The organism is Microcoleus sp. A6-C6 (genome assembly GCF_036705955.1).
Lineage (GTDB): Bacteria > Cyanobacteriota > Cyanobacteriia > Cyanobacteriales > Microcoleaceae > Microcoleus.
In genome coordinates, this window is record NZ_JAUBVR010000016.1 from 14307 (window position 1) to 30504 (window position 16198).

14 protein-coding genes are annotated in these 16198 nt (G+C 46.0%); 5 read left to right on the forward strand and 9 right to left on the reverse strand.

The features are described 5' to 3' along the window. Positions 1–94: 94 nt before the first annotated feature. The 5 genes from QUB52_RS09300 to QUB52_RS09320 all read right to left on the reverse strand — a co-directional run bounded on the left by QUB52_RS09300 (position 95) and on the right by QUB52_RS09320 (position 8933). A complete protein-coding gene (locus QUB52_RS09300) occupies positions 95–1708 on the reverse strand; it encodes a mechanosensitive ion channel family protein (protein WP_332969667.1) in 1614 nt (537 codons plus the stop codon). Between the two features lie 269 nt (positions 1709–1977). Then, entirely contained in the window at positions 1978–3189 is a 1212-nt protein-coding gene (locus QUB52_RS09305; RefSeq protein WP_332973674.1) for an RNA-guided endonuclease InsQ/TnpB family protein, read from the reverse strand. A gap of 366 nt (positions 3190–3555) precedes the next feature. Then, positions 3556–5112: a Na+/H+ antiporter gene (locus QUB52_RS09310; protein ID WP_332973676.1), complete on the reverse strand. Its 1557-nt coding sequence runs from the start codon at positions 5110–5112 to the stop codon at positions 3556–3558. Between the two features lie 143 nt (positions 5113–5255). Beyond that, the gene (locus QUB52_RS09315; RefSeq protein ID WP_332973677.1) at positions 5256–7076 is read right to left on the reverse strand and encodes a DUF389 domain-containing protein; all 1821 of its coding nucleotides are present in this window, start codon (positions 7074–7076) and stop codon (positions 5256–5258) included. A 390-nt stretch (positions 7077–7466) separates the two neighbouring features. Beyond that, positions 7467–8933, reverse strand: coding sequence for a glycoside hydrolase family 13 protein (locus tag QUB52_RS09320; protein ID WP_332973678.1), 1467 nt, complete (start codon positions 8931–8933; stop codon positions 7467–7469). Between the two features lie 62 nt (positions 8934–8995). Between QUB52_RS09320 and QUB52_RS09325 the strand changes: the two genes are divergently transcribed. The 5 genes from QUB52_RS09325 (at position 8996) to QUB52_RS09345 (ending at position 13307) form a co-directional block, all read left to right on the forward strand. Next, positions 8996–9133, forward strand: a complete 138-nt coding sequence (locus QUB52_RS09325; protein ID WP_332969671.1) for a hypothetical protein — start codon at positions 8996–8998, stop codon at positions 9131–9133. 533 nt (positions 9134–9666) lie between these two features. Then, on the forward strand, positions 9667–10956 hold the full coding sequence (locus tag QUB52_RS09330) for a glucose-1-phosphate adenylyltransferase (RefSeq protein WP_332969673.1): 1290 nt from the start codon (positions 9667–9669) through the stop codon (positions 10954–10956). An 801-nt stretch (positions 10957–11757) separates the two neighbouring features. Continuing rightward, complete coding sequence (locus QUB52_RS09335) at positions 11758–12042, forward strand: hypothetical protein (RefSeq protein ID WP_265237723.1); 285 nt, start codon at positions 11758–11760, stop codon at positions 12040–12042. Next, positions 12029–12181: a hypothetical protein gene (locus QUB52_RS09340; protein WP_265237724.1), complete on the forward strand. Its 153-nt coding sequence runs from the start codon at positions 12029–12031 to the stop codon at positions 12179–12181. The genes QUB52_RS09335 and QUB52_RS09340 overlap by 14 nt, the downstream gene beginning before the upstream one ends. Positions 12182–12290: 109 nt before the next feature. Continuing rightward, positions 12291–13307 carry a J domain-containing protein gene (locus QUB52_RS09345; protein WP_265237725.1) on the forward strand — a complete coding sequence of 339 codons (1017 nt, stop codon included), beginning with the start codon at positions 12291–12293 and terminating at the stop codon, positions 13305–13307. Positions 13308–13469: 162 nt separating this feature from the next. Here QUB52_RS09345 and QUB52_RS09350 read toward each other — a convergent pair whose 3' ends face one another. The 4 genes from QUB52_RS09350 to QUB52_RS09365 form a co-directional block, all read right to left on the reverse strand. Then, entirely contained in the window at positions 13470–13745 is a 276-nt protein-coding gene (locus tag QUB52_RS09350; protein WP_265237727.1) for a DUF1816 domain-containing protein, read from the reverse strand. 373 nt (positions 13746–14118) lie between these two features. Beyond that, complete coding sequence (locus QUB52_RS09355) at positions 14119–14406, reverse strand: DUF1816 domain-containing protein (RefSeq protein WP_265237729.1); 288 nt, start codon at positions 14404–14406, stop codon at positions 14119–14121. A 236-nt stretch (positions 14407–14642) separates the two neighbouring features. Further along, positions 14643–15398, reverse strand: coding sequence for an LmeA family phospholipid-binding protein (locus tag QUB52_RS09360; RefSeq protein WP_265237731.1), 756 nt, complete (start codon positions 15396–15398; stop codon positions 14643–14645). Between the two features lie 127 nt (positions 15399–15525). Then, a complete protein-coding gene (locus QUB52_RS09365) occupies positions 15526–16119 on the reverse strand; it encodes a pentapeptide repeat-containing protein (protein WP_332973680.1) in 594 nt (197 codons plus the stop codon). Positions 16120–16198: the final 79 nt, after the last annotated feature.

Below are 16198 nucleotides of genomic sequence, written 5' to 3' on the forward strand. Positions count from 1 at the left end.
GCTATTAGTGCGAGCTTAAAATCTCGCGAATCTAGTCATTAGTCATTAGTCATTAGGAAGAAAAAAGAAGCAAGAAGGAATAATTTAGTTTAAGTTATTTAGGGGCAACTGAGTTATTTTCCGACTTGAGTAAAGTGTTTCGTAAGGTTGCCTCTAGTTGCGGTGATAAAGTCAAAGGGATGCTCCCAGAGCGGAGGTGCAGATCTCGTTGAGGAAACGGAATTTCGATTTCACGCTCTCGAAACAGTTCTTCAATACGGAACAATAAATCACTTTTGACGCGATACTGTACCATTGGTTCAGCAATCCACACCCGGAGTTCAAAATTAAAGGAACTCTCACCAAAACCCAAGAAACAAACAATCGGTTCTGGAGTATTCAATACATCAGAATGCCCCTTCGGAGCTTTGAGCAGCGCTGCCTTAACTTCACTGATATCACAGCCGTAGGCAACATTAACCGGAATTCTGATCCGCGAAACAGCATTCTCGTAGTTCCAGTTAGTTACCTCATCCTCTAAGAAACGGGAATTTGGCAAAATAATGGAAACTTGATCGAGGTTGCGAAGCACTGTACTGCGAGCGCCAATTCGGACAACAGTGCCTTCAATTTTACCTACACTCACAAAATCGCCTACCCGAATCGGACGTTCAAACAGCAAAATCAGACCGCTACCAAAGTTTTTAGCGATGTCCTGCAACCCAAAACCGATACCAACTCCCAACGCACTAAAGATTATTGTTAGAGAACTCAAATCGATTCCCCATACTTGCACCAAAACGATCGTTCCCAGAACAATCAGCAAGTATTTGGAAATCACAGCAACAGCTTCTTGACTCCCTCGACTGATGCGGGTGACTTGCAAAATTCGCAGTTTAAAGAAATTTGAAATAGTACCGCTCAGGGCGACCCATCCTAGGATGAGAGCAGCTAAAAACAACAGATCAGTGACGGAGTAATTGTTGCGCCCTACAGAGAGCGATCGAGAAATGAAACTGGTTATTAAACCGCTGGTCAGAGTGTAACTCCAACTCCGACTTATTGGAAACAAATTGGTAATGTAAAGGACGGTGGCAATCCAAAGCGCAGTCCTAGCTGCAAGCAAAGTCAAGATCAATAATAAGTTCAAAGATTTGGGGGAGTCAGCAACCGCAGCTTCTGCTGTTGATGGCTCTACAAATCGCTGGATAATTGCTTGTTTTACCGATCGCCACAGCCATCCCAATCCTTTGTGAAGGGCGATCGCCAGCACTACAATCGCCATTGTCAGCAGCAGCATATTTTTGATAAATTCGGCGCTTTTTTCTTCTTGAGCTTGCTGCAAAGCTTGACGGAGTTGTTCAGCCCAAAGATTAGCTTGTTCGGTAAGCGTGCGAGTTTCTTGCAGATCCGATTGAGTCACTGTCAGCAAGTATTTGCCATTAACCAGAATGGTGGGGTATTGATTGCGAACTTCTGTTGTGACTTCAACTGTTTCTTGAGATTGCTCAATTTGTTTGAGTCGCAAATTGAGCAAATCGGCACGTTCGACGGCTGTTAATGAGTCAGCATCGCTGACGCTAAAAAGCGGGCGACCATCTACCACAATAGATGTCGCCGTCCGAGCGGCTTGAACGGGCCCGGCCAGCAAAATTAATGTCAGCGCCAAGGCTGTGATGATTCCCAGTATTTGGTAACGAACAGATGAAAATTGCCGAAAATTTAACATATTTTACCGATTTCAATGGACTCCTAATATTCCGCGATGCTACGCTTCTAATACACCTCACCGCAAAGCAAGTTTTTGAACAAGCTGGATGCCCGTTATACAAGAATCATTGGAGAAGTCTAAGGGAATTGCAAACGGGATATTGATGACAAAGCCCATGAGTGCAACCATCAGAAGGATTAACGGCGCGGCAGTGCTTGAGGAATACGCAGCCAGCGCACTTTTGTACTTGATACTCAGATTCTTTTTGCATTTTGACACTCCCCTGGCTAAAGCCGAGGGGATTCTTGATTCAACGAATTGACTTGCCAAGCCAGGATTTCTCCAGAATTAGTAGAGGTCATTTCTCCACAAGCGTTATGGGTTTCACCCCAAGTTCCGGTATGCCCTACCGTACTTAATCCTCGACTTAGGATGTTTTTTGCTGCATTATGATCGCGGTCTAAAACACATCCACATTTACAGGCGTGAGTTCGTGTTGACAGACTTTTTTTGACAACAGTTCCACAACTAGAGCATTCTTGAGTCGTCCCCTGTGGTGGAACGGCAATCATAATTCTTCCGAATACTTTGCCAAAATATTCCATCCAAACTCGGAATTGATACCAAGAAGCATCATTAATTGATTTCGCTAAACAGTGATTCTTCACCATATTTTTAATCCTCAAATTTTCGTAAGCTACACAATCGTTAGATTGGATTACGTACCGTGCTAATTTCACAGCATGGTCTTTGCGTTGCCTACTTATTCTGAGGTAATGTCTCCCTAGAATCACTCTAGCTTTTCCTCTATTCTTAGAACCTTTGACGCGCTTTGAAACTCGTCTTTGGGCTTTATTCAATCTACGTTCTGCCTTGCGGAGGAATCGTGGATTCTCAACTGCGATACCATTAGAGTCGGTGTAAAATTCTTTGAGTCCGACATCTAATCCAGTGGCTTTTCCAGTTGTTTCAATCGCTTCGGAGCGGTCAACCTGAATACAGAATTGGACGTAATACCCGTCTGCACGCTTTACTAACCGTACTCGTTTGATTTGAGTAGGCTGGTAGAAATGTAGATCGCGTGTCCCTTTTAACTTCAGTTTACCAATTTCTTTTTTGTCCGTGAAAGTAATTGATTTCCGATCAGGCGCCAATTTCCATCCCGATGTCTTGTATTCAACGGAACGGTTGTTTTTCTGGAACTGCGGAAATCCCTTTTTCCCAGGAATCTTCTTTTTGCAGTTGTCGTAGAATCGGGAAATTGCTGACCACGCCCTTTCCGCGCTTGATTGTCGAGCCATACTGTTCAGTTCGTCACAAAACGGAAACTCTTTTGCTAAAATAGCGCTATACTTATTGAGGTCAAATTTATTGACTTTTTCGTTATCCATCCAAAAGCGTAAAGCTTTGTTGCGAATGAACTGTACCGTCCTAATCGCTTCGTTCACACCATCAAATTGCTGTTGCTTTCCGTAAGCTTTGAATTCAAAAACTAGCATGACTTCGACCTCATCACGATACTCTTAGTCTAACAAAATTCAGACTAATATTGATATGTTATTGTTGCATTTATTCATGAAAAGAGGTTGCTTAGTTTAAGATAGAAAAAAAGCCGTCCTAGAAGGACGGGGTTTTCAACCCAATTTCTTGATAACGGCTTGAACAGATTCAGTTACCCGTTCAGTTCCCTTAACACTGTTAGACAATGCTCGAAAGGACTGAAGTCCTCACTACGAACCGGCTCGAAAAGACAAAAGTCCGAACGATCGAACTTGCTCGAAAGGACTGAAGTATTGGTTTGAATCTATTCCGGGCCGGCATTTGGGAAGTTTTCAAGATAGAGAAAAAACCGTCGCCCTCTATAATTACTCCCCTATATTCTCAACTCCCAAAAAGAGAGACAGTTCTTGATTTAAGCGACCCGATCGCACAAACTCAGCATAGGTGTCAGCCTCGATCGCCAGCAACTCCGCTCGAATTTGCTCAGCAATAAACGTGCTGAGATCGGGATATTCATCTTGAAGCCGATCGACCTCCGCCTCAATCCTCATGAGCTCCCCCTTAACCAGCGATTCTTGATACTCATAAAACTCCCGATCGACCCCCGGCTGTTCCTCCATCTCAGCCAACCGTTGCAACACCCTACCCAAAGCCGCCCGACGGGCGATCGCCTCCAAATACTCCCCGCGCATCGGCCCATCCCCCAGCAGATCCAGTTTTGCCAGAACAGGCTGAATAGTCAGTCCCTGCACCAGTAAAGTAAACAACACCGTCCCAAAAACCGTCGCAATCACCACCTCCCGGCCCGGTAAACCTTCAGGTACGCTCAAAGCCAAGGCCACCGACACCGCACCCCGCAGCCCTCCCCACCACAGCACCGTTTGCTCCTGGAGCGGAATGGCGGATGTGGCAAAACGGTTGCTGAGACTTCCCAGTCCGTAAATGGCGATCGCCCGCGTTACAATCACCGCCACAATCGTCACCGCGATCGCATCCAAATTTTCACCCAAACTCCCAAACCGAATCTGATCGCCAATCAGCAAAAACACAATCGAATTCACAAAAAAAGCTAAAAATTCCCAAAACTCACTCACAATAATCCGAGTACGAGGATTCATCCCGATGCGAGAACCAAAATTGCCCAAAATTAGCCCCGTCGTGACCACCCCAATCACCCCCGATCCCCCCAAATCCTCCGCAATCAAATAAGTACCGTAGGCCGAAACCAACGTCAGAGACTGCTCCACCAGAGGTAAATCGAACCGCTGCGTCAGATAAGAAATCGCAAACCCGATCAGCCCGCCAACCCCCAGCCCAATCCCCACCACCGTTATCAACTCCAGCAAAATCGGCCCCGGCGATAACTTAGCAGTTCCCTGAGCAAAAGCAGCCAGAAATCCAAACGCCACAACCGCCATTCCGTCATTAAACAAACTTTCGCCTTCCATCAAAGTGCTGAGACGCTTCTCAACCCCCAACTCCCGAAACAAAGCCGTCACCGAAACCGGATCGGTAGCTGAAAGGGTAGCCCCAATCATCAGCGCAGTTCCCAAAGAAAGACCGGCAAATTGATTCAAACCAATTGCCACACCCACAATCGAAATCAGCACACCGAAAACAGCATAAAGACAAATAGGAATTAAATCCTGTTTTAAACTCGACCACTTCAAATTCCAAGCAGCTTCAAACAGTAGCGGCGGCAGAAAAATCAACAGAATCAATTCAGGCGAAAGATTCACCAATCGCACATCGACCAAAGCCAGACAAGCTCCCACAATTACTAGCAGCAGCGTATAGGGAATTCGGCGCAACCAACTAACAATTTGTGGCAGAGTTGCCACACTCAAAGAAACTGAAAGCACCAGTAAAAATTGCTTCAAATTGTCTTCAATTCCCACTTCTTGTAGACTCGTTTCTATCATTTTAAAATTTTCCTATTTGTAATGATCGGATTGCATATAGCAATCCTAAATGATTTTCTGTAGGGACACGGCACTGCCGTGTCCCTACAGATGGGTTTTGGGGAAATCACATTCCGTCTTTTCGACACTGGTGTTAAAAATAGTCAGCGTGTCACTTCTCCTTCAACTGCATCCTGCCCAACAGAAGGTGAGGAATTTTGGGGCGGTTTTTTAAGAACTGTTTTCAACTGGACAATTGGTTGAGTTGCAGTTGCAGTTTTAGTAATATAGCGATCGGGCTTAATTTGCCATTTTGTTTGCAAATAATTGCGAACCGCCACCGATCGCCCTTGGGCCGGCGCTCCAGCTTCCGAGGGCGCTTGGCCGGAACTCATTTCAATCTGCAATTTAGGATTTTGCTGTACAGTCTTACCCAGTCGATCGAGCAATTGAACTTGATTTGCCGCAATTTGAGCTTGATTTAACGCAAAAGTAACCGTTCCAGCGATCGGCGCAATCCGATTGAAATTGACCTGTGCTGTAGGGTAATTTAATTGACTGCGGATATCCTCCACTAGCAGCGCTTGGCCGTCGCGATCGAGATCCCGCGGACTAAAGTAAGCAATCTGAATCCTTAACGGCGTCACGGGGCTCGTAATCGCCTGATAACTGATCAATTGAGCCGGGAGAGGCAAAATCAGAGAATCAAGGGCAGACTCCACAGCGTTCAAAAAACTCGATTGCAATTGGGCAACCGTCGGAGGAGGCTCCGGCTTGATTGTTTTTTCAGAAACCTTTGTTGCTAACAGCTCGCTAGAAGCTATAGGAATTTGAATCAGATTCAGAGAAATTGACTCCAACGGCCTCCCCAGCTTCGCTGACAGCAATTGCTTGTATTGCTCTCGTTCCGCTTCCGTGTAAACCTGGCTAGTAACCACCTGAAGTTGAGCGACCAATTTACGCTTTTGTTCTCGAAACGAAAGTTGACTGATGTACGATCGCACTTTGCCATCAGCAAAGTTACCAAAGTTTTTTTGCCAAATGTCTGTAGCGTTATTACGCAGTTGATTTTCTTGCTGCTTGCGAGAGATTTCGTCGCTAAGTTGATTGTAAGATTGATACAGAGGAATCGAAGTCAATGAAATAGTCATCAAAATCAGCAGCAGGCGACTTGGCAAACTACCGATGCGCTTCAATCGTTCCGACGCCGGAATTCGAGCGACCAACGACTGCATCCAAATGCTTTCTCCATTGCTTTCCCGCCACAAACGCACCCGCTCGCGCACGGGAAAGCTATCAATGTGCAGAACCAAAAACACCAGCATCGCCATAAACGTAATAGCGACTAAGTTGGTAAAAAACAGCAGCCCTCCCCCTCGCGCCACCGCCAACCCGCTTCCAGGACTCACACTCACCGCCGTTGCAATACCATAACCCACAACACAAAGCGGCGGCATCAGCGCCACTGCGATCGAAACCCCCGGAATAGACGTAACAACCCCCTTAGCCTCCTTGCAAATAGCCACCGCCCCCACAGCCCCAGAAAACAGCGCAATCACTAAATCCAGCAAATTTGGCTGAGTTCTCGCCAGAATTTCGTCGGTCATTTCCTGAAATGGCAAAATCAATACCAACACAACCGCAAAGGAAATAGCTAGCCCGCAGCTCAAAATTAAATTAACAAGAGCCCGTAGCGCCAAAATCGCATCCCCAGCAGCCAAAGCCAGCCCGTTTGCCAAAATACTCCCCATTAAAGGTGAAATCAGCATCGCGCCAATGATGACGGCCGGACTATTCAACACCAGTCCCAGGGTAGCAATCCCAGCAGAAAATAAAACTTGAATCCAATAGCTGGCATCTGTCAGCGTCACCGATTGAGCAATGTCCAAATAGACTTGTTCTTTGCGAAGGGTGCTCACCCCTAAATTCTGAGCAAACCAGCGTCTCAACCGAGAGAACTGCGCTAATATCTTTAGGCGCTGCATTACATATCCTGAGAAACAATAGATATTTTTCAATAACCTAGTTTACTGCATTGATGCCTGTCTTTGTGGTGGGAGCATCAACAAGAGGCAGTTTGTGTAGGTTGGGTTGAGAGGAACTGAGATATTGCACTATTTTCAATAAACTTATAAAAACCGGAAATAAGACCAAATATCTAAGTTTTTATCCTAAATGTTTAATCCTATTTCCAGTTTTTGTTTGTTGTGCAAGATGTCAGGAGGAACGAACCCTACGTTTCACTTTGCCCAACAATCTCATGAATCAGAAATCTTGCACCAATGTCAGAAACCGGGTTTTTTACTTCAATATTTCGTTTTCACTCACAGATTAGGTCAAAAACCCGGTTTCTTTGGTCTCAAATGTGTAAAGCACTAATTAGCTGAACCGATAATTAAACCCGATCGCGCCGGCAGACTCAATTCTAACTGCCGAGTTTCCCCTTCACCTTTCCAAACAAATTCGCCTTTACCGAACAGCAATTTATCGTGAGGAGATTTCAAACTGGGAGTTTCAAAATTCACCTTTACCTCTTGAGTTGCGACATTCACCGCCACAATTATTTCCTCATCCTCCAAAATTCGAGCAAAAACGTAAACCGTGCCTTCAGCAAACAGAATTTGGTAAGTCCCAGTGCGGAGGGCGGCGTATTTGTGGCGCAAAGCTATCAACTGCTTGTGATAGTCTAAAACATCAAGTTCCCAGTGAGCATTTAAGGGAAAACTGCGGCGAGAATCAGGATCTAGAGCACCGGGTAAACCAACTTCATCACCGTAATAAATGCTGGGAGCTCCGGGATAAGTTAACAGCAGCAAAGTCGCAATTTCTACACTAGCTCGATCGTCTCCAGAAATTGACAGCAACCTCGCAGTATCGTGACTGGCCAACAAATTTAGTTGAGTTAGCTGTATTTCCCAGGGATATAATTCCAAAACTTCCTGAATCTTCTCCCCGTACTGCTTGGCAAACAGCGCCGGATAGGGGTAATAAGAGCGACCTTCTAATTGGTTCATATCTACCCGATCGCCCGCTGCAAAAGCAATAGTCGGGGCCGCAAACAGATAATTCATCACTCCGTCAAATTGACTGCCGTCGAGCCATTCTCTGGCATCTTCCCAAACTTCGCCGACAATGTAAGCTTCAGGATTAACCGCTTTCACTCTGTCTCGAAATTCCTGCCAAAATCCCTCTGTTTTAATTTCAAAAGGAACGTCCAGCCGCCAGCCGTCAACGCCGAATTTAATCCAATATTCGGCGATTTCCATGATATATTCTCGCACTTCAGGATTGTCGTGATTGAATACAGGTAGCGCTCGATTGCCGTCCCAACCGGCATAATTAGCTGGGAAATTGCCGTCGTAGGCGGATAGCGGCCAGCCTTCAATTTGAAACCAATCGAGCCAAGGAGAATGGGGCCCGTTTTCCAGGATGTCGTGAAAGAAGAAAAAGCCGCGGCTGGCGTGGTTGAATACGCCGTCGAGGACGATTTTGATGTCGCGAGCGTGGGCGGCGTCTAGAAGCTCTTTAAATGCTGGATTCCCGCCCAACATTGGATCTACTTGATAGTAGTCGTGGGTGTGGTAGCGGTGATTGCTGGCTGACTGAAATATCGGGGTAAAGTAAATGGCATTAATGCCTAAATCTTGCAAGTAATCTAGCTGTTCCATAACACCCCACAAGTCGCCTCCTTTGTAGCTTTGGAGGGTAGGGATTTCGTGCCATTCTTCCCACATGAAGTTTTGCAGCAGGCGTTTGCGGGGCTGTTTGCTTTTTGCGAAGCGATCGGGGAATATTTGGTAGAATACGGCGTGTTTAACCCAGTCTGGCGTTTGGATTTGCATACAATTTTCCTGTCTTTTACGGCTTAGGCTACAGTATCAGAGGTTTCTAGCGGATCTAGCTTTTGGTAGAGAATAGACACGGCTTGTCAAGTTTGGTCGATCGACCGATCGCCAAATATCACACAAATTTGCAGTCTATCCAAAATTTAAAACAGATTCTACCCTATAACTCGATCGTCCCGACGGGCGGCGATTCCTGAGTGCTGTGGAGTTAGACTCGCCTGTGAGAAGAGGAACGCCAGCAAAAACAACGGGATCAAACTCAAGCATAACAAGAGCGCTCTTGACAAAGTGCGATCGGTCTACAACAAAAACAATAAGTGCGATCGAGCCTGAATGGAGTAATGGCGAGAAGCCCGAATTAACGAGATAAAACTTGTAATCTACAGCCAAAACCCCGAACCTTATTCTTTCGTTAAACTGCCCTTATTTACCGATGGGTATTTTAACCCAAAACTCCCAACTTGTGAAAATATCGATTATTGATTGATGAGTATTTTAACTCAAAACTTCAAACTCATAACACCAGTCCCGGACGCACGCCAACTTTCATAAACCGAGTTTTTTAACTCTTGTCGAGGGTTTGAACGAAGTATTTGGATTAAACAACCCGGTTTCTGCACCAGCGACTGAACTCATCACTCAAAACTTCCTCCTTCCCCCCCCTTGTCAAGATGCCCTCACCATCGGACACTGGACTTGAAGAGTTCATAGATCCTAGGGAGAAAGTTCCTTGAAAAGAGTCTTAGCCATCATCCTCGGTGGCGGTGTCGGCACCCGCCTTTACCCCCTAACCAAACTGCGAGCCAAACCCGCAGTTCCCCTCGCAGGCAAATATCGCCTCATCGATATTCCTGTCAGCAATTGCATCAACTCCGAAATAGTCAAAATCTACGTCCTCACCCAGTTCAACTCGGCATCCCTCAACCGCCACATCTCTCGCACCTACCAGTTTTCGGGCTTCACCGAGGGATTTGTCGAGGTGCTCGCCGCCCAGCAAACTCAGGAAAACCCCAACTGGTTTCAAGGGACAGCCGACGCAGTTCGCCAATATCTCTCGCTGCTAGAACAGTGGGACGTTGACGAATACTTGATTCTCTCAGGCGACCACCTCTACCGCATGGACTACCAGAAGTTTGTGGAGAGACACCGCGAAACCAAAGCCGATATCACCCTCTCGGTTTTGCCAATGGACGAGAAGCGGGCCTCGGATTTTGGTTTGACAAAAATCGACGACAACGGCCGCATTACTTCTTTCAGCGAAAAGCCAAAAGGTGATGCGCTCAAACAAATGCAGGTGGATACGACTAAACTGGGACTGACACCGCAGCAGGCTCAGGAAAGTCCTTACATTGCTTCGATGGGGATTTACGTCTTCAAAAAAGAAGTTTTGATTAAACTCCTGAAAGAATCTCCCAACCAAACGGATTTTGGTAAAGAGATTATTCCGAATTCTGCAAAAGACCACAACGTTCAAGCTTATTTGTTTGACGATTACTGGGAAGATATCGGAACCATTGAGGCTTTTTATGATGCTAACTTGGCGCTGACAAAACAGCCTCAGCCGCCTTTCAGTTTCTACGATGAAAATGCGCCGATTTACACTCGCCCGCGTTTCTTGCCGCCGACTAAGCTTTTAGATACTCATGTGACGGAATCGATTATTGCTGAAGGCTGCATTCTCAAACAGTGCCGGATCGACCATTCTGTGTTGGGAGTTCGATCGCGCATTGAAGCTGGATGTACGATTCAAGATACCCTGGTTATGGGTGCTGACTTCTACGAACCAGACGCTGAACGGCATTCGAGTTTAGACAATGGCGGAGTTCCCCTCGGTATCGGCCCAGATACTACAATTCGCCGCGCGATTGTGGATAAAAATGCCCGCATCGGCCGCAATGTTCAAATCATTAATAAAGACCGAGTGGAAGAAGCTAACCGCGAAAACCAAGGTTTTTATATCCGCAGCGGCATTGTCGTAGTCCTGAAAAATGCCACGATTCCTGATGGAACTATCATTTAGTTATTAGTCATTCGTCATTAGTTGTCAGTCATTAGTTTTTTAAGTTAAAATCTGTTACCTGCTTTTCAAGTGACTGATGATAAATAACTAAATTAGTGGCAGATTACCGATGACTGATGACTGATGACTGATGACTGATGACGCAATTATTTTTTGAGTTCATTAAGCTGTCGCGCATTTGAATGGTATATTTGGAACGGCGTCGGAGCAACGTACCACAAGAGTTTTATTAATTTTTCACACACAATTTAAATGTAGAACAGCTTATTAATGGCAACTGCTGGTGCAAGGCTGTCGAAATACTTGGCTTTATTCAAACTCAGGCGCATTAATAAGGGACAGTCTCTGTTACGGTCTGCGGTGATACAGATATGTTCGATCGCCTGCGTCGGGCCGATAGCTTCTGATTATTGTATTTGCGATCGTAGCACGACTGACAAATGCGCTGCCCGTTTCTGAGTACAACACAACTCTCGGAATTTTCTTTCCAATCGTCGCAGCAGCCGCAAGGCCAACTTAGCAAATAATTCATGGTAGCTGCACTCTCGTAACGTTAATAACTTATTGAGCTACCATCCTATCTTAATTTTTCTAAAAGTGTGTGTTCTAGTTAACAAAAAGCAGAGAGATTATGTTATATTTTTGTGACATAAATCTATGCAGAGGCTTTCAAAATAAATAGTATAGCACCAGTCTGGGGAGGAAAAGATATCTCGAAGGGTTGTTGAATTACTGCGCACTTTAGGGTATAATTGAGTCAAAATTTAGGTAGCAGATTGGACTGGAGTTGCTGATGAGAACGTGCTAGGATTTGCATTGGGTGAAAAGCTAGAGAAGAAAAGTTCGATCGCACCGCGCACCCCAAAAAAAGATCGATCGCCAGGGCCAGTCAACCCAACGGGCGATCGCACAACCGCAGCAGCTTTCTCCGGCCCGCCTCAACTCTCATCTAATCTCGCAGCCACACCAAAATCGCGAAGACGCACAACTCGTCAAAATCTCCAACAGCAGCGGGGTGCGGAAATTGCGATGTCCCGCAAAGCAACAACCGAACTCGATCGAGTCCAAACCTTTGATAACCTATAATTTGAAGAAGGAAGAAGGAAGAAGGAAGAGGGAAGAGGGAAGAAGGAAGAGGTGCAACGCGAGAACGTCCTTACTGTCGGGTGCGGTTGCTATAATTCGCCATCCTGCTAATTTGGGATTTATTCTTTCTAACAACTAACAACTAACAACTAACAACTAACAACTAACAACTAACAACTAACAACTAGCAACTAACAACTAACAACTAACAACTAACAACTAATAACTAATAAAGAGAGGATTACTTAATGGCTGCAACAGATTTTAAAGACTATTACGCTATTTTGGGACTCAACAAAACCACCAGCGCTGATGAAATTAAAAAAACTTTCCGCAAACTAGCCCGCAAATATCACCCGGATATGAATCCAGGGAACAAAGAAGCCGAAGCTCGTTTTAAAGAAGTAAACGAAGCTTACGAAGTGCTTTCCGACCCAGAAAAACGCCAAAAATACGACCAATACGGTCAATACTGGAAGCAAGCGGCTGCAACTCCCAGCGGATGGCCAGGAGGGGGCGCCACGAATGTAGACTTTGGTGGTGTTGACTTCAGCCAGTACGGTAGTTTTGACGAATTTATCAATGCCTTGCTGGGGCGCGCGGCCAGTGGTGCGGGTGGTAGTAGTAGCCGTAGCAGCAAGTGGAATTATAGCAACCAGCGCACCAGCGCCGGCGGGCCGACCGGTTTTGGCGGATTTGAAGATTTCGCGGGGTACGAAAACCGCAGCGCAGGAGGCACTCGCGACACTGAGGTGACGATTTCCCTGACTCTGGGGGAAGCATTTCGGGGAACTTCCAAGCGAGTCGCCACGGGCGAAGTTTCGATTCCTGCGGGAGTGAAAACTGGCAGCAAAATTCGGGTAAAAGGCAAAGGTCAAGTTGACCCGTACACGAAGCAGCAGGGAGATTTGTACTTAAAGTTAGAAGTTTTACCTCACGCTTTCTTCCAGTTTGAGGGAGAGAATTTGGTCTGCGAAGTGCCGATAACTCCCGATGAAGCGGTGTTGGGAGCTTCGATTGAAGTGCCGGCGCCTGAAGGTATGATAACTGTAAAATTTCCAGCCGGGATGCGATCGGGTCAGTCTTTGCGGTTGCGCGGGAAAGGATGGCCGAAACCGAAGAAGGATGAACGGACTGATTTGTTGGTCAAAATTGCGATCGTCCCGCCGAAAGAACTCACCGCTGAGGAACGAGAGTTTTACGAGAAAATCAAAGCCAATCGTACTTTTAATCCTCGCAGTAATCTCAACCAAATGCTCCCTTGAAAAAACTTGCATTTACCGGGCGCAAATAATACCAGTTCTTAAAAATTTTAAAGGGACACAACCATGCTGTGTCCCTCCTGTATGAAAGCGCGATCTCATTTGAAAAAAAACCTGTTAACAAGTCAAATTTTATTCGCCCGTAATTGGCAGTTTCCCAACTTCTCAAGACTCTTCGCTAGCTCTTAGCTGAGTAGGTTGGCTACCTTGTTTGATGTTGATGCTAATTTTTTTAGCTCCTTTGTTCTCCAGGTCTCGGATGTAGCCGTTCGACCTGTTAGAAGCTTCCTGTCTGCTGTCATAGGGGCCAAAGTAATAGGTACGCTTTGGCGAATCTGTATCAACTTCTACCCACCATTCGCTAGGTCGAGTGCTGCTAGCAGGTTGAGTTAGCACCCAAAATGCCGTGAAAAACATACCGAACATAGAGAGCTCAAACATATTTACCTCTGGGAAGATTTAAGTAGTTTTTACTGTTCTATCTCAATTTATCAACGCAACGGGATCGATCGGATCGTACTCTGTGCTGATTTAGCCCTGGTAATTTTTGACAGTTAATTCTGCTTACAATCAGCATTTTGGTGGAGAAGAAGCCGACTTTTAAACCACCACTACAAATACAAAGTCCGCACGGTAAGGACTAGGACAAGATGATGCTTAATATTATTGTTGAGGCTTCAGTTAATGAAAAACTAACACAGAACTTACGCACTCTTGACGCTCAGAAACCAGGTTGTTTAACCGATACCCCTCGCGATAGACGGAGTATTTTCGTCAAAAAACGCGGTTTCTGTGGTCAGGAATATCAAAATTCTTAAGCAGCGACACCTTCTGAGAATTCATCACAAATGGTGAGCTCGGAAGGCTGACACCGTTTGATGCGGATGCTAACCCTTTTGGCTCCTTCGCTTTCCAAGTCTTCGATGTAGCCCGGAGTATTGCTGGAAGCTTCTTTCTCGGTGTCGAAGGGGCCAAAATAGTAGGTACAGTGGGGCAAATCGGTGACAATTTCTACCCACCATTTCTCAGACCCGCTGTGGCTGGGTCTAGCAAGCACGGACAAAACTGCTACGTAGATACAAAACAAATAAAATCCGAGCATCTTTATTCTTGAGGGGTGATTTAATCGATCGTTTAAATGTATCAAAATAATTTGCCAGATCGAATCAACCTCAGTGCTGATTTTGAGTCGATCGACGTTAGATGTTAGATTTTAGATCTGAAATTTTTCCTCCAATCTAAAATCCAAAGCAAAACCCGCATCCGCGGGTTGTTTGCTAACTAAAAAATTTTCTCTTTCCCAACTAGATTGTTGGGCAAAGCTGAGCAGGCTGAGGCTTAACGCTTGCCTTTGGGGAACTGTTCGATGCCAGCCCAACCGTAAAAAACTAGCTCGTCGTTTTGAACTCGGCAGCGGTCTACTCGCAGTTGAGTGCCTTCTAAGGCAAATTTGTCTAAGTCTAGCAGGTTATTTACGTGGGCAATTATAGCTTGACCCAAGTCTACTGCTTGCTGGTCGCCTCCGTATGTAACGCTGACAAATTGGATTTTGCGTCGGTCTTCTACTTGCAATTGAGCTGTAATATCTATGTTGACGGGTTCGCTGGCATCGCCTACGGCAATTTCAGACTGAAGCCGAATTGATTTGTCTGTTCCGAAGCTGACTTCTGTGTTTTGAAAGTGCAGAGATTGCTCTTGGTATTTCAGCTTCTGGAGTTTTTCAACTACAAAAGGTGTGTTGAATGAGGTGGTTAAATCCGATCGACTTAAAACTACTCGCATATTTGCCTGGGTAGGCTGCCGCAATTTCACGCTTCCTGCAAAAATCGCCCCAAAATCAATGGAGAGTGCTTGCAGGTAGAGTTCCATCACTTCTATGCGAAGGCCGTTGTACATCAACATACCTTTGCCAATGAAGTCGAAACCGTCGATGCTTCCCTGCAAGAGTTTGGCTACTGGTTCGACTCGGATGTTGGCTTCGGCCTTTTCCGAACTTTTGAATAAGGCCGCGATCGCAGCTCCTGCTACTTTGCTGACAAGGCGATCGCCATTTTGACCTTGAAAGGATGTACCGCTAAACAAAGCTGCTACCATTTATGCGTTTGCTGATCTACAGTCGCCATTATAACCTCCCATTAAGAAATGTTAAAATAGCTTGTGCTTATTCACTTTATAAGGTGATGTTATTTTGGGTATGCCTAGAAAGGAATATTTTTGAAATTTAAGGGTTCAGGGGAGTGCCTTGGAGACAGGCGCGATCGAGCAACGCTCCATCCCAAAGGGTTTGTTCGATCGCAGCACAGAGCAAATTAGCCCCCGTTAGGTTAGCGCCGCGCAGTACGGCTCCATTCAAGATGGCTTCTTCCAAGTCAGCGCCGGACAAATCAGCACCGGACAAATTAGCATGGCTCAAATCGGCGGATTGCAAAATTGCCCTAGCCAAAGCTGCGCCCCGCAAATCTGCACCGCGCAAATCGACACCGCTCAAATCCAAATTGCCGATCGAAGCGCCTGTCAAAAAAGCACCCCCAAAACTTGCCTCGCGCACTAAAGCATTAGCAAAGGAAGCTCCGCGCAAATCGGCATTCCGAAAATCTGCGCCCCGCAAATCTGCACCACTCAAGTCAGCGCCGCGGAGGTTTGCTCGCAGTACCGCCCGCTGCAAGTTAGCGCCGGCGAGATTAGCTCCTGCTAAGTTGGCTTGAGACAAGTCAGCACCGGCGAGATTGGCTCCCGCTAAGTCTGTGCCGGCTAAATCTCTGCCGGCCAACATATGAATTTTGCCTTTGCGTATGGCTTCGAGGTCGTTAGTCATTAGTCAGTTGTCAGTTGTTGGTTGTCAGTTGTTGGTTAACAGTCAACAGTCAACAGTCAACAGTTAACAGTCAACAGTC